The sequence below is a fragment of the uncultured Tateyamaria sp. genome (assembly GCF_947504105.1).
Classification (GTDB): domain Bacteria; phylum Pseudomonadota; class Alphaproteobacteria; order Rhodobacterales; family Rhodobacteraceae; genus Tateyamaria.
The window spans coordinates 15845-30547 of sequence record NZ_CANNGP010000005.1; the positions used below are offsets into that span (position 1 = coordinate 15845).

Annotated in this window: 13 protein-coding genes; 9 read left to right on the top strand and 4 right to left on the bottom strand. The window is 58.9% G+C overall.

The window, feature by feature from the left end:
- The first annotated feature begins 173 nt into the window (after positions 1-173).
- Entirely contained in the window at positions 174-1250 is a 1077-nt protein-coding gene (locus Q1A75_RS04730; RefSeq protein ID WP_299551338.1) for a PA0069 family radical SAM protein, read from the top strand.
- Here the strand turns inward: Q1A75_RS04730 and bmt are convergent.
- From bmt to Q1A75_RS04745, 3 genes are all read right to left on the bottom strand, one after another.
- Positions 1247-2263, bottom strand: coding sequence for a betaine--homocysteine S-methyltransferase (gene bmt, locus Q1A75_RS04735; RefSeq protein WP_299551335.1), 1017 nt, complete (start codon positions 2261-2263; stop codon positions 1247-1249). The two genes, Q1A75_RS04730 and bmt, sit on opposite strands and share 4 nt — an antisense overlap.
- A gap of 37 nt (positions 2264-2300) precedes the next feature.
- The gene (locus tag Q1A75_RS04740; RefSeq protein WP_299551332.1) at positions 2301-4199 is read right to left on the bottom strand and encodes a phosphatidylglycerol lysyltransferase domain-containing protein; all 1899 of its coding nucleotides are present in this window, start codon (positions 4197-4199) and stop codon (positions 2301-2303) included.
- Between the two features lie 163 nt (positions 4200-4362).
- A complete protein-coding gene (locus Q1A75_RS04745; RefSeq protein WP_299551329.1) occupies positions 4363-4680 on the bottom strand; it encodes a DUF1476 domain-containing protein in 318 nt (105 codons plus the stop codon).
- Between the two features lie 149 nt (positions 4681-4829).
- On the opposite strand from Q1A75_RS04745, the gene purC reads away from it, so the two are divergent.
- The 7 genes from purC (at position 4830) to Q1A75_RS04780 (ending at position 13580) form a co-directional block, all read left to right on the top strand.
- A complete protein-coding gene (gene purC, locus Q1A75_RS04750) occupies positions 4830-5591 on the top strand; it encodes a phosphoribosylaminoimidazolesuccinocarboxamide synthase (protein ID WP_299551326.1) in 762 nt (253 codons plus the stop codon).
- 11 nt (positions 5592-5602) lie between these two features.
- Positions 5603-5833 (top strand): phosphoribosylformylglycinamidine synthase subunit PurS, encoded by a 231-nt coding sequence (purS, locus tag Q1A75_RS04755; RefSeq protein WP_299551324.1) that lies wholly within the window; start codon positions 5603-5605, stop codon positions 5831-5833.
- A complete protein-coding gene (gene purQ, locus Q1A75_RS04760) occupies positions 5830-6498 on the top strand; it encodes a phosphoribosylformylglycinamidine synthase subunit PurQ (protein ID WP_299551321.1) in 669 nt (222 codons plus the stop codon). Before purS ends, purQ begins: the two co-directional genes overlap by 4 nt.
- A gap of 36 nt (positions 6499-6534) precedes the next feature.
- A complete protein-coding gene (locus Q1A75_RS04765; protein ID WP_299551319.1) occupies positions 6535-8316 on the top strand; it encodes an ATP-binding protein in 1782 nt (593 codons plus the stop codon).
- A 6-nt stretch (positions 8317-8322) separates the two neighbouring features.
- Positions 8323-9657 (top strand): sigma-54 dependent transcriptional regulator, encoded by a 1335-nt coding sequence (locus Q1A75_RS04770; RefSeq protein WP_299551316.1) that lies wholly within the window; start codon positions 8323-8325, stop codon positions 9655-9657.
- Between the two features lie 115 nt (positions 9658-9772).
- Positions 9773-10447: an HAD family phosphatase gene (locus Q1A75_RS04775; protein ID WP_299551313.1), complete on the top strand. Its 675-nt coding sequence runs from the start codon at positions 9773-9775 to the stop codon at positions 10445-10447.
- A gap of 385 nt (positions 10448-10832) precedes the next feature.
- Positions 10833-13580, top strand: coding sequence for a ribonuclease E/G (locus Q1A75_RS04780; RefSeq protein ID WP_299551310.1), 2748 nt, complete (start codon positions 10833-10835; stop codon positions 13578-13580).
- Between the two features lie 29 nt (positions 13581-13609).
- On the opposite strand, the gene Q1A75_RS04785 is transcribed toward Q1A75_RS04780, so the two are convergent.
- Entirely contained in the window at positions 13610-13837 is a 228-nt protein-coding gene (locus Q1A75_RS04785) for a sulfurtransferase TusA family protein (RefSeq protein ID WP_299551307.1), read from the bottom strand.
- 93 nt (positions 13838-13930) lie between these two features.
- Here Q1A75_RS04785 and Q1A75_RS04790 point away from each other — a divergent pair, with 93 nt between their 5' ends.
- Positions 13931-14683: a cytochrome c biogenesis protein CcdA gene (locus Q1A75_RS04790; RefSeq protein ID WP_299551304.1), complete on the top strand. Its 753-nt coding sequence runs from the start codon at positions 13931-13933 to the stop codon at positions 14681-14683.
- The last annotated feature ends 20 nt before the right edge of the window (positions 14684-14703 follow it).

Below are 14703 nucleotides of genomic sequence, written 5' to 3' on the forward strand. Positions count from 1 at the left end.
CTTGTTTTTCGATTTATCGTTCAGAATGTCGCAGCCGGACTGTCCGGATTACGACATGGCCCGCTTCGCGTGCGACGCGAGAGACCACTTTTTGTGTGCCGTCGCATGCCGCGGCACGCCCGGTTGGTGTATCTTATCTGGTATATGTTCTTGTTGTGTTCTATTTTGGGCGCATGAAACCCGATCTGCAGACCCGCACTCCCAAGGCGCGTGGCGCCGTGACCAACGCGGTCAGCCGTTATGAGACGGTCAGCCGCCACGCCGAGACGGACGGCTGGGAGATGGAGGAAGATCTGCCGACCTTGCGGACCGAGGTCAGCATCGAACGACCGCGCAGCTTGATAACGTACAACCGCTCGCCGGATCTGCCCTTTGACCGATCGATCAACCCGTATCGCGGGTGCGAGCATGGGTGCGTCTACTGCTTTGCCCGGCCGAGCCACGCCTATTTGGGCCTGTCGCCCGGTCTTGATTTCGAAACGCGGCTGGTGGCGCGCGCCGATGCGCCCCAGGTGCTGCGGGATGAGTTGGCGCGCAAACGCTACAAGGTTGCGCCGCTCGCCATCGGCACGAATACGGATCCGTATCAGCCGATCGAACGTGAGCATCGCATCATGCGCCAATGCCTCGAAGTGCTTGAGGAATGCGATCACCCTGTCGCGATCGTGACCAAGGGCACGCTGATTGAGCGCGACATGGACATCCTTTCCCGTATGGCCGCCAGGGGTTTGGCCCGGGTCGGTCTGTCGATCACGACGCTTGATCCAATGCTTTGCCGCGCGATGGAACCTCGTGCGCCCACGCCCAGGCGACGGCTGGAAACCGTGCGCAGGTTGACAGGAGCGGGCATTCCGGTTCGGATCATGGCGTCGCCCATGGTACCTGCGCTGACCGACCCCGAGCTTGAGGCGATCCTTGCCTCGGGCAAGGCGGCAGGCGCGGGCAGTGCCAGCTGGATCATGCTGCGCCTGCCGCGAGAGGTATCGCCGCTCTGGCAGGAATGGCTGGCCGTGCATTATCCCGACCGCGCGCACCGCATCATGTCGCGCCTGCGCGAAATGCATGGGGGCAAGGATTACGATGCCCGTTGGGGGCACCGCATGCGGGGCGAGGGACCCTATGCCGAGATTGTCGCGCATCGGTTTCAAGTGGCCATCAAGCGTTTGGGGTTGAAAGAAAAACTGGCACCCATGCGCACCGACCTCTTTCGGTCGCCGCACGAACCAAGCGCCCAGCTAAACCTGCTCTAAGCGGCACGCCGTCCACGGCGCTTGCGGGCCGGGCGGTTGCCATCGTCGCCTGTGCCGTCAGTGGCTGACGAAAATGCACCTAAAGCTGCCACAATCGCGTCCAGCGACGGGGCCGGTCGCGCGGAATGGGTGTCCAATGCTTCTCGCATCTTCTCGAGGTGGGCGGGGGTTGTACCGCAGCATCCGCCAATGATGGTCGCACCGCAATCGCGCGCCATGGTGGCATAGTTTGCCATCAACTCCGGCGTGCCATCATAGTGAATATGTCCGTCATGATACTTTGGAATACCGGCGTTCCCCTTAGCGATAATGGGTAATGTCGTGCCCGTGGCTGCAAAACCAAGAACAGTGCGCAACAGGTCAGATGCGCCCGTGCCGCAATTGGCACCGAAGGCCAAAGGCGGGAAATTCAGGCCAGAAACCAAGGTCGCCATGTCCGTGCTGGTCACACCCATCATGGTGCGACCCGCCGTGTCGAAGCTCATGGTGCCGACCCAAGGCAGCTCGGCTAGGGCAAACCCTTCGGCTGCTGCGGTGTACTCTTCAGGAGCCGATATTGTTTCAAGCCAACCGATATCCGCGCCGCCTGCCTTCAATCCGGCAGCCGTTTCGTGAAATATCTCGACCGCGTCCGCATGGGTTAGGCTGCCGACAGGTTCCATGATGTCGCCCGTTGGCCCAACCGAGCCTGCAACGATGACCTTGCGCCCGGCGGCATCGGCCACATCCCGGCCAAGCTCGGCCGCCATTTGGCTCAACTCGAACGCGCGGTGGCCTGCATCATGCAGTTTCAGGCGTGATGCATTTGCACCAAAAGAATTGGTCAGAAAGATATCGCTACCCGCATCGACCGCACCTTTGTAAAGAGTGCGCACCTTATCGGGTTCATCTTCATTCCAAAGCTCGGGCGCGTCACCTGACATCAGACCCATGGCAAACAGGTTTGTGCCCGTGGCGCCATCTGCCAGAAGGACGCCTTTTTCGGCCAGTAGAGTGGTCAGAGGATCGGACATGATCAAACCTTTTCGCGCGAAGAGTTTTGATCACATGTCATGCCGCCGAACGTGAAGCCAGTTCATAATTCTCATCTTCTTGATGAGCTGCGTTTGCATTCGTTTCGGGCGGACGTGCGGGAAGCGGGTTTGGTGCGCGTATCGTGCGCGCGATATCTGCCAATCCCAGAGCCAGACCAAACCATGTGGGTGCCGCCGCATATCTGGGTACCCATCGGGGCGCAAAGGCCGATTTGAACTGGCGCAAGCCCGTGCCCCCGGCATGGCGGAGGGCCACCTGTGCTGCCCAACGCCAAACGGCGCTTGCAGGGTCCGCGCAAGCGGTGACCGATGCCAGACTTACGCGTGTGCAACCCTTGCTTTGGGCATCCAGAAGGGCTTGATGCACAAGCGCATGCATCGTGCCGTCGGGCGCATCTGGCGCGTAGCGTATGATGTCCAGACACCAATCGTATGCTCCGCGATGAAATGTTACAAATCCAACTAATTTTTCACCCGAATATGCGCTCATAACCCACTGTTCAGAAACATAATAAGGACAGTATCTCCCCATGCTTCCACCGCGTGCATGGCCGCAATGGGCTTGCCACCGTGCATCGACCTCTGCGGCGGCTTGCCGGGGCAAAGGTGCATTTGACAGCACGGTCACACCTGCCTTTCGTGCTGCGCGCAGCTTGCGGCGCAATCGGCGCCGCAAGGGGCTGTCGAGTTGGTAGTGCGGGAGGTCCACGATCGCGTCGTCGGCAATGCGTAACACGGCCCATCCGCTATGCCGCGCCGCCTGCGCAAGCCGCTGGTTGGACTTGTAAATGACGGGCACGCGCCCCCGTGCCTGCGCGGCGCGGCGCAACCAAATCAGTACACCAGCTTCGGCGGGACCCTTGATATCCGTGAACAAAGTTTGGGTCTGCTGGGTTGGCCATACAGGCGCGTTGGTATCGGATGTCACGGGTGCCAACATGCCACCGTTTTGGCGCAGAGCCTGAGCTTCGCTGCGGGGCAACGCCTCCCATTGAAATGTGGGAGAGCTGGTTGTGGCGACAGCGGGCAACGGGCGCAGCATGGCCAACATGGCCACACAGGCAGGCCCGGCATAGTAAACGATCCGAAAGGCCAGAATGGCTGTCAACACGCCGGCTTCCGTTCCGGCACCAGCGGGCAGGGCAGACACCAGTACCAATTCGAACGGGCCTACACCGCCGGGGGTGTTTGACATCAATCCACAGCCGAGTGCGACCATGAACAGTGGCAGCAGGACGGTAAAGGCCATCGTTCCAGACGGCAGCAATACCCACAATGCCGCTGCCGCCAGAACCATGTCGACCAGTGCCCAAACCAGGATCGACCCGGCGACGCGCAAGCTGGGTAAAGGGATTGCGTGGCGACCAATGCTGAAGGTGGGGCACCAGAACAACAAACAGGCACAGGCGGGCAGTAGTAAAATAGCGCCAACTGACAGGGCTGTCGTCCAGGCCGGGGCTGGCAGGATAGCACTGACCAACCCTGTGATACAGGCCCAGGCGACGACGAATGTCAGCGATACAAACGTGGACAATTTCAGCGCCTGAGCGACATTCATCTCGGGCAGCATGCGCCAGCGCGCCAATGCGCCAGACACCAGACCAAAGCCGACAGTCTGTCCAATGGCGATTCCGACTGCCCCGGTAATTCGGGCGCGTTCTTCCGACACGCCGGTGTCAAGTGTACGGTGCGCCTGCACATCATATTGAGCGACGGCAAAGAAGCTGCCAATGGTCAAAAACGCGGCCGTAACCCATTGCAATGCTGAGATATCGGCCAGTTGTTGCGGCAGGGTCACCAGCACATCCATAGGGATTTGCCGGGCCAACAGCATCGCGCATGCGACGAGGATCAGCATTGGCAGACCGATCCGAAATGCGGTGAGCGCCACCGCCCGCGCCTGAAACCTGTGCATGAACCTACCTCTTTCCCACAGTCCCCAATCAAGGGCTAGCGGGCAAGGGTGTGCCAAACCTTAACGGGCTGACGGCAACTGGTGAAAATGCAAATCAAAAGGCGCACACCGGGTAAGGTGCGCGCCTTAACTTACATCATATACAAACTGCAGTGTTTTGATATTACTCTATTTCTTTCATTAACTGCGCTTTGGCTTCGGCCATCAGTTCAGCCATCTTGGCACGGATCGTCGCCTCGTCGGACTTGTCACCCAGATCGCCCGAGACCTTGCGATAGACGTCTTCGTCCCCAGCTTCTTCGAAGTCGGATTTCACCACTTCGCTAGCATATTCCGCCGCTGCGTCACCGGTCTTGCCCATAAGGCTCGCGGCCCACAGGCCCAACAGTTTGTTGCGGCGGGCGTCTGCCTTGAACTGCATTTCTGCATCATGGGCGAATTTGTTTTCAAACGCGCTTTCGCGCTCGTCAAAGGTGCTCATCGGCCACCCCCTTTCTGGCTTGTCTTTGTTCCAGATATGCAGGCCAGGGCGCGCCGTGCAACCCCATTGCTTGCGGCATTTGGGTCGATTGCTTATGAGGTGCCCATCGGCGGGCAGACTCAACACCCCGCACACGCGAAAGGACGCCCATGGCGCGACGCAAAAAGATTTACGAGGGTAAGGCCAAGATTCTGTATGAAGGTCCCGAGCCCGGCACGATTGTTCAGTACTTCAAAGATGACGCCACCGCTTTCAACGCCCAGAAAAAGGACGTGATCGAAGGCAAGGGCGTTTTGAACAACCGTCTGAGCGAGTTTTTCATGACGGGTCTCGGTCAAATCGGCGTGCCAACGCACTTTATGAAGCGTCTGAATATGCGCGAGCAGTTGGTCCGCGCCTGCGAGATCGTGCCCCTTGAGGTGATCGTGCGCAACTATGCGGCCGGAACGATGAGTGAACGGCTTGGGATCGAAGAAGGCACGCAGCTGCCCCGTCCTATCGTCGAATATTGCTACAAGGACGACAAGCTGGGCGACCCGCTGGTCACAGAAGAGCATATTGCTGCCTTTGGCTGGGCCAGCCAGCAGGACATGGACGACATTCTGTCGTTGGCCCTGCGGGTGAATGACTTCCTCAGTGGCGTCATGCTGGCCGTTGGCATCCGCCTTGTGGACTTCAAGATCGAGATTGGCCGCGTCTATGATGGTGACTTCATGCGCCTGATCATCGCGGACGAGATCAGCCCGGATAGCTGCCGCTTGTGGGACATCGAGACGGGCCAGAAGCTGGACAAAGATGTGTTTCGCCGTGACCTCGGCAATCTGACGGATGCTTATACCGAGGTGGCCCGCCGTCTGGGTGTAATGCCCAAGAACGCGGCCCCGATTTCCAAACCAACGCTTATCAACTGAAAGAGACCGACATGAAAGCGACCGTACATGTGATGCTGAAAAACGGCGTTCTGGATCCGCAGGGCGAGGCCGTGCGCCACGCTTTGGGGGCTCTGGGCTTTGATGGGGTCAATGGGGTGCGACAGGGTAAGGTCATTGAACTAGACTTGGCAGACGGCACCAGCGAAGCAGATGTGACGGCCATGTGTGAGAGGCTGTTGGCCAACACCGTGATCGAAAGCTACCGGGTCGAGATGCCATGAAGGCCGCTGTTGTCGTCTTTCCCGGATCGAACTGTGACCGGGATTTGGCCGTCGCTTTCCGCAATGCGGGCGCGGATGTCGAGATGGTCTGGCACAAGGATACCGACCTGCCTGCGGGTATCGATATGGTGGGTGTGCCGGGTGGTTTTTCCTTTGGTGACTACCTGCGCTGCGGAGCCATCGCCGCCAATTCGCCCATCTGCAAAGCGGTTAAAAGCCATGCCGAACGGGGTGGATATGTCTTTGGCGTGTGCAACGGCTTCCAAGTGCTGACCGAAACCGGCATCTTGCCAGGCGCTCTGCTGCGCAATGCGGGCCTCAAGTATATATGTAAGACTGTTGGTCTGAAGGTCGAGACCTCGCAATCGGCATTTACCGAAGGCTACAATGCAGGTGACGTGGTCGACATTCCCATTGCACACCACGATGGTAATTATTTCACGGATGACGCCACGCTGAGCGCGCTGGAGGCAGATGACCGTATCGCTTTCCGCTACACCTTCAACCCGAACGGTTCACTGCATGATATTGCGGGCATCTTGTCTGAAAACCGCCGTGTCCTTGGCATGATGCCCCACCCAGAACGGGCAGCGGATCCCGGCCATGGCGGCACAGACGGACAGGCGCTCTTCCGCGCAGTGGTGGGCCAGTTGACGTCCGCGTGACTTGAGCCGGAACCGTCGACGCCGTAGGTTCCATTTATGTCAGTTGCTGCTCGTACCCCAGCGCCCCGCACACCCGCCACAAGTTGGCGTGTCCGCATCGCACTTGTTCTTCTGACCGTTGCGGCGGTTACCACGGTGTTTTTCACCAACCGTCTGCTGACCGACCGCTTTACCGAGACGACGCGGAACCGCGCCGAACTTCGGCTTGCGTTGTATTCTGGGAACTTGCTGAGCGAGCTGCGCCAGAACCAGATTGTGCCGCAACTTCTGGCACGCGACCCTACGCTGATAGGAGCGCTAAACAGCCAGGACTATCAACAATCGACCCAGCGCCTGATTTCCTTTGTGGAAGAGATCGGTGCCGCCAATCTTTACTTACTGGATCGCGACGGGCGTACGGTTGCGGCAACCGACCGTAACCGTTTGGGATCAAATCACCGGACCGAACCCTTTTTCATCAACGCAATGCGTGCAAGCGGCACCATCTTTACCCTGACGGAGCGTGAAGCTGGTGGATTTGACTTTACGTATTCCCGCCGCGTAACCGCCGGGGGCGATGTTTTGGGTGTGATCGCGGTCGAAGTAGACCTGCAAAAGTTCGAACGCGCCTGGGCCGGTATCTCTGCCGCTGTGCTTGTGACTGATAGCGCAGGACAGATCATCCTTAGCACTGAACCCCGTTGGCGAGGACGCACGGAAGAGGAGGCGCTGGCCCGCCAAACTCCACAAAGCGCCATCGAGCGCGCTATTCGTGCAACGGCCGATTGGACCGCACTGCCCCCTGACGCTTATTTGCAGGGTGAGGGAGTGATGCGGCTGGAAGCACGCATTCCTTTCCGTGGCTGGCGTATGACGTCCTTTACCACCTATGCCAGTGTCCGAGAGCGCGTGAACGGGGTTCTAGCGCTAGAGATCATGGGATTCGCCATTCTGCTGGCGCTTGCGTTTTATGCAATGAGTCGTCGGTCCGCGTTACGGCTCGCGCTGTTCGCGCGGGAGTCGGCAGAGCTTCGCCACCTGAATGTGCAGTTGCAGCGAGAAATTGCCGAGCGGAAACGCGTGCAGGAGGACCTTGCCCAGGCTGAGCAAACCCTTGAACAATCATCAAAACTCGCAGCTTTGGGTGAGATGTCTGCGGCTGTGAGCCACGAGCTGAACCAACCGCTGGCTGCGATGAAAACTTACTTGGCAGGCGCGCGCTTGCTCTTGCGCCGGAACCGTCCGGACGAGGCGTTGGTCAGCTTTGGTCGCATTGATGATTTGATCGAGCGGATGGGAGCAATTACCCGCCAGTTGAAGTCCTACGCACGCAAGGGTCAGGACGCGCTCAGCCCTGTAAACATGGGCGATGCGCTGGCGTCCAGCCTATCGATGATGGAGCCCCAGCTGCGGCAACGTCGGGTTTTGATCAACCGCGTGGTGCCCCCGGCGCCGATCGAGGTGATGGGGGACCGGATGCGGATCGAGCAGGTGATGGTCAACCTCTTGCGCAATGCCATTGATGCCACCAAGTCTGAACGGGAGCCGCAGGTTGATATTATCCTGTCGGCAGGTGAGACGGCGACCCTGACCGTTCGCGACAATGGACCTGGTATTGAGGATTTGGACAGTTTGTTTGAGCCATTCTACACCACAAAGCAGCCGGGCGACGGCGTAGGGTTGGGCCTTGCCATCTCTTCCGGCATCGTAAACGATTTAGGCGGACGGTTGGTTGCTCGCAACGGACAAGCGGGCGGTGCCGTCTTTGAAATGCAGCTTCCGATTCTCGGTGACGAGGGGTCGGGAGATGAAAACACGAAGATCAGAGCGGCGGAGTAACCACCGATGACACAAGCCATGAAAATTGCCATCGTTGATGATGAGCAGGACATGCGTCAATCCATCAGCCAATGGCTGGCCCTTTCAGGCTATGACACAGAAACCTTTGCCAGTGCCGAGGACGCGCTGAAGGTGCTCGGCCCCGAATATCCTGGCATTGTGATTTCCGACATCAAGATGCCGGGTATGGACGGGATGCAGTTTCTCAAGAAGCTGATGGGCAATGACAGCGCACTGCCTGTCATAATGATTACCGGCCACGGGGATGTGCCCATGGCGGTTGAAGCCATGCGGGTGGGGGCGTTCGATTTTCTCGAGAAACCCTTCAACCCTGATCGGATGAGCGAACTGGCCAAACGCGCAACCGGCGCCCGCCGCCTGACCATGGACAACCGTGCCCTGCGGCGCGAGTTGTCGGATGGCGGGCAACTGATGAAAAAGCTCATCGGCCAGTCGCCGGTTATGGAGCGTCTGCGCGAGGACATTCTGGATCTGGGACAGGCCGATGGTCACGTCTTGATCGACGGCGAGACGGGCACAGGCAAGACCCTGGTCGCGCATGCTCTTCATGCTGTGGGCAGCCGCGCAGGCAAGAAATTTGTGCTGGTCAGTTGTTCGGCCTGGGAGGAAGAGGCGCTGGCCAAGCGCCTGTTTGGCCCGATGTTGCCCGAGGACACTGCTTTGCCCGCAATCGAAGAGGCGCGTGGCGGCACACTTGTCCTAGAGGACATCGAGGCATTGAGCGAAGCCCTTCAGGCACGGCTTTTGTCTGTGATCAATGAGCAAGGTACACCGGCCGAGACCCGGATCGTTGGCATTTGTAATATGCAAGAAGCTGGCCGCACCTGTGAGGATGCGTTGCGTCCCGACTTGTACTACCGCTTGGCTGCCCTAAAGATCACCGTGCCGCCGTTGCGCCAACGTGGCGAAGACATCCTGACCTTGTTCACCCGTCTGAGCGATCAGTTCGCTGACGAGTATGGCTGCGAAGCGCCCAAGGTGTCGGCCCAAGAAGCTGCGCAGCTGTTGCAGGCGCCATGGCCGGGTAACGTTCGTCAGTTGATCAACATTGCGGAACGTGCGGTTTTGCAGGCTCGTCGTGGCACCGGGTCCATCGCGTCCCTGCTGATGAATGATCACGAGGAAATGCAGCCCGTGATGACCACGGAAGGCAAGCCGCTCAAGGAGTATGTCGAGGCATTCGAGCGGATGCTGATTGACAACACGATGCGCCGCCACAAGGGATCCATCGCGTCGGTCATGGAAGAATTATGCCTGCCGCGCCGGACCCTGAATGAGAAGATGGCGAAATATGGTTTACAGCGGTCCGAGTATCTCTGATCACGCCCCGTGACATCTTATTGAAACAAGTGACCGCCGATGCTTTCGGCGGTCATTTCATATGCACGGTACCCGTGGCAAGAGAAGTGCGACCGAACCGGAAAGACGGCCTGTAATGGTACCAGATGCGTTTTTTTTTGACATGGATGGTTTGCTTTTGGACAGTGAGCGCGTCTATGCCGCTGTGGCCCGCGACTTGTTGGTGCCTAAGGGCTTTACGCCTGCCGCCGTCGATGCGCATTTCCTGACGCTTATCGGTGTCTCAGGCGATGCTGCACGTCAGCGGATAGAGATGTTTCTCGGTCCTGATTTCGATCTTATGTGGTTTGAATCCGCGTGGCACGCTGAAGTCGACCGACGTGTGGCTCAAGCCGTGCCATTGCGCCCGACAGTGCGTGACAGTCTGGCGCGACTGGTCGAACAGGGTGCACGGATGGCCGTTGTTACCTCTACAAGTGGGCGCACGGCGCGTCGGCACTTGGATCGCGCTGGGCTCCTGTCTCATTTTGAGGTGGTCATAGGTGGTGATGAAGTGCGGGCGCGCAAGCCAGATCCCGCACCCTATTTGCACGCGGCCGCTGCTCTGAACGTCGATCCCACGCGTTGCGCTGCTTTTGAAGACAGCGACAGCGGAATAACTGCTGCCGTTGGGGCAGGGTGCATCGCTGTACAAGTCCCCGATCTGCGCGATCCAGATCAACCACTACCCGATCTCGGTCAGTATGTAGCACGCGATCTTTGGCGTGCAGTGGCTCTTGTGACAGGCGTTTCAGTAGGTGCCGTCGACTGATGTGCGATTGCCCATTGTCTTTCCTGTCTGCATCCCCTTTATTGAGCAGGCGGGATTGCGGCGCATCTAGACGCTGCCCCGGTTGAGTTTCGCTGTTGAGCATGTCGGGCAGGACTTCCTGCCGCCATCAACAGACCGATTGGGCCAGAGATGGCCACGAGTTGCTGACGCGGGCTGAGGTCTGGCGCAGCTTATGAACGGACACGCCGCACCAACGCGCCGTGTCGGAGAGAACCGCGATGACGCGCGTGAGGACAGTACAGTTCCGAGCAGAAGGCCCTTCCGGCCTTGTCTGCAGCGCGTCCATATTCGCTCAGACAAGACACGCCCCCAATACGCTTGCGCCGCCTGGTGCAGGACGATTGCGGGCGCGCAATGGACTTTCATGCCAAAGAAAATGCTTATCGATGCCACCCACGCGGAAGAGACCCGCGTTGTGGTGGTCGACGGAAATAAGGTCGAGGAGTTCGACTTTGAATCCGAAAACAAACGCCAGCTTGCTGGCAACATCTATCTCGCAAAAGTAACACGGGTCGAACCGTCGCTTCAGGCGGCGTTCGTGGACTATGGCGGCAATCGCCACGGCTTCCTTGCATTCTCGGAAATCCACCCGGATTACTACCAGATCCCCGTCGCTGACCGTGAGGCGTTGATGGAAGAAGAGCGCGCCTATGCAGAGTCGATGAAGGCGCGCGACGAGGAAGAGGACAAGCCCAAACCGACACGCAAGCGGTCGTCGCGGTCGAAGTCCAAGGCGTCGAAAACCGCTGATACCGATGCCAAGGTGTCGACCGAGATCGGAGGTATGGAGACCATCGATCTTGAAACCTCTGACGTAGAGGTCGATGTGGCCGTGCCTGAGGGAGAGGCCTCCTCGCCCATGGAAACGGTCAAGGAGACCCCGGTCGAAACACCCGAATCCGGTGAGGATGTGGTGGAATCCGACGATGGTGTTTCTGAAACGACCGGTGATGAGGCCGCGCCGGTCGAGGCCGACGCTGATCAAGTCGACGCAGCGCCTGAAACGTTAGCTGCAAAAGAGGCAGAGCAAGATGTGGCTGCTTCGGATGATGCTCCGGATGCAGATGATGATGAAGACGAAGTCAAAGCGAAGGCGTCCGATGCCACATCCAAAGATGACAGCATCGAATCCGTAGCCGACGAGGACGACAGCGAGGACATTCGACCTCCGCGCAAACCACGTCCGCGCCGCTACAAGATTCAAGAAGTTATCAAGGTTCGCCAGATCCTGCTTGTGCAGGTCGTCAAGGAGGAGCGCGGCAACAAGGGTGCGGCCCTGACAACCTATCTGTCGCTGGCTGGGCGCTACTGTGTCCTGATGCCGAACACAGCGCGCGGCGGCGGTATCTCTCGCAAGATTACCAACGCAGCTGACCGGAAGAAGCTCAAGGAAATCGCAAACGAGATCGAGGTGCCGCAAGGCGCCGGTCTGATTGTGCGCACAGCGGGGGCAAAGCGAACCAAGGCAGAGATCAAACGTGACTATGAGTACTTGCAGCGCCTCTGGGAGCAGATCCGCGAACTGACGCTCAAGTCCATCGCACCTGCCAAAATCTACGAAGAAGGCGACCTGATCAAACGGTCCATCCGCGACCTTTACAACCGCGAGATCGACGAGGTGTTTGTCGAGGGCGAACGCGGCTACCGCATCGCCAAGGACTTCATGAAGATGATCATGCCGTCCCACGCCAAGAACGTGAAACAGTACCAAGACAGCCTGCCGCTGTTTGCTCGCTATCAGGTCGAGACGTATCTCGGAGGCATGTTCAATCCGACTGTTCAGTTGAAGTCGGGCGGCTATATCGTGATCGGCGTAACCGAAGCGCTGGTCGCGATCGACGTGAACTCGGGAAGAGCGACCAAGGAAGGGTCGATCGAGGAAACCGCGCTCAAGACCAATCTGGAGGCCGCCGACGAAGTGGCTCGTCAATTGCGTTTGCGTGACCTTGCCGGTCTGATCGTCATCGATTTCATCGACATGGATGAGCGCAAGAACAACTCGGCTGTAGAAAAGCGGATGAAGGATCGACTGAAAACCGACCGGGCGCGCATTCAGGTTGGCCGCATTTCGGGCTTCGGCCTAATGGAGATGTCGCGCCAGCGTCTGCGTCCCGGCATGATCGAGGCGACAACCCAACCATGTCAGGCGTGCCACGGCACCGGTCTGATCCGCTCGGATGATAACCTGGCTCTGTCCATTCTGCGCCAAATTGAAGAGGAGGGCACCCGCCGTCGGTCCCGTGAGGTTCTGGTGAAGTGTCCGGTGGGTATCGCTAACTTTCTGATGAATCAGAAGCGCGAGCATATTGCACAGATCGAAGGCCGTTACGGTCTATCAGTCCGCATCGAAGGGGATCCGCATCTGGTCAGCCCGGATTTCGCGCTTGAGAAATTCAAGACAGCCACCCGTGTGGTCAAGTCGGTCGAAGCCCCGGTGGTTTCTGTCGACACATCGATCATGGATCAGGTGGACGAGGATGAGGACGCGGTTACTGAGGCGTCCGAAGTCCCGGTCGGTGAAGATGACGAACCCAAGCCCAAGCGTCGTCGCCGGCGTCGTCGCAGCCGCAGCCGCAGTAAGTCCACGACCACTGCAGAAGGCGATACACCTCAGGCAGAGGACGACACAGCCCCTGTTGAGGCCAGTGCCGAAGACGTAACGGAAGATACCGTTGAAAGCGCAGACGCGCCCGAAGCCAAGGCAACAAAGACTAAGACTTCGACACCGGCCAAGAAAACACCCACGCGCACACGCAGCACGTCGCGCAGCAGCTCGTCCACGTCGCGATCTAAGTCGACCACGGCCAAGAAGGATGCCCCCGCAGCAGAAGAGGCAACCGCTGAGGACGCCGCCACTGCAGACGAAAAGCCTAAGAAGACGACAACACGGTCGACCCGGTCGCGCAGCTCAGCATCCAAGACCAAGGCGAAGGAAGACGCTGCACCGAAGGATGAGGTTGCTCCTGCCGCGGTTTCGGAGGTCCCCGCCACGGCAGAGCCGGAGCCCGTTGCGGCTGAAGCCGCGCCAGCGCCAGAACCGGTGGCCGAAACATCTGCTCCGGATGAGCCGCCGAAGCCCAAAAAACGCGGCTGGTGGTCGTTAGGGAAGTAAAGTGAGGGGCGTGCCGGTGGCGCGCCCCTTTATCCTTTGCGGATAGCGTAGCGTTGTATGGGGCCGTCGGTGTCGGCAGACACCAACACATGGCCAGCTTCGGCGCAGAAATGCGGCACGTCCACCACGGCAGCTGGATCATCTGCCGAGATGATCAGGATATCGCCGGTTGCGAGCGCTTGCAGGCGTTTGCGTGCCTTGAGTACGGGCAGGGGACACAAAAGTCCCACAGCGTCGAGTGTGTATGCGTCGTCCATGATTGCCGAGATAGGCGTGATGTTACACCCTGTCCACAGACATGTGACCGCAGGGCACGTGACGTGGACGCCAAGTGTCGCTAGGTGGAATGCATGTTCGGAATTGATATCATCGACGCAAGCCTGATCCCGGCCATGAGCGTGGCGCTTCTGGCGGGCATCATCAGCTTTCTCAGTCCCTGCGTGTTGCCTATCGTGCCGCCCTATCTGGCTTATATGTCAGGCATGAGTGTAGGAGAGATGTCGGAAGGCCGCTCGGGTCGTAGCCGCGCCACAGTGACAGCCCTATTTTTTGTGCTGGGCTTATCGACAGTCTTTATCATCCTGGGCTTTGCAGCGTCCGCATTCGGTGCGTTTTTCCTGCAGAACCAAGTGCTGTTCGCCCAAGTCTCGGGTGCGGTCATCATGGTGTTTGGTCTGCATTTTCTGGGCGTGTTCCGAATTCCGTTTCTGGATCGCGAGGCGCGGATGGACGCGGGCGATCAGGGGGGATCGTCCTTTGGCGCGTATATCCTTGGTCTTGCCTTCGCCTTTGGCTGGACGCCGTGCATCGGGCCACAGCTGGGTGCGATCCTAACACTGGCCGCGTCTGAAGCCTCTGTCACGCGCGGCACGTTCTTGCTGGGTATCTATGCCGCAGGGCTGGGTATTCCGTTCCTGCTTGCGGCTATGTTCATGACCCGGGCCATGGGCTTTATGAATCGGATCAAGCGCCACATGGGCCTGATTGAGAAGGTGATGGGCGGCATGTTGGTGATTGTGGGTGCGGCAATGCTGTTTGGCCTGTTCACCCGGTTCTCTTTCTGGCTTCTGGAACAATTCCCGGCACTGGCCACTTTGGGCTGATCAGTCTTGGGCACAAAGAT